1 protein-coding gene is annotated in these 219 nt (G+C 68.5%); it reads left to right on the top strand.

Annotated features, from left to right (window positions below; genetic code table 11):
* A partial coding sequence (locus tag DDE18_RS22565; protein ID WP_116574656.1) for a PKD domain-containing protein occupies positions 1–219 on the top strand: 219 nt, incomplete at both ends.

Here is a 219-nt window from a genome sequence, read left to right on the forward strand (position 1 = left end):
ACGGCGTCCTTCACGGTGTCTCCGGCCAGCGGCACGGCGCCGTTGTCGGTCACCTTCACCGACACCTCGACCGGCAGCCCGACGAGCTGGTTGTGGGACTTCGGTGACGGCACCACGTCGACGGCGCAGAACCCGTCGCACACCTATACCGCCGCCGGCACCTACACGGTGTCGTTGCGGGCCACGAATGCGACGGGCTTCGACACCGCCACCCGAACT

It is taken from the genome of Nocardioides gansuensis (genome assembly GCF_003076135.1).
In the GTDB taxonomy this organism is placed as follows: domain Bacteria; phylum Actinomycetota; class Actinomycetes; order Propionibacteriales; family Nocardioidaceae; genus Nocardioides; species Nocardioides gansuensis.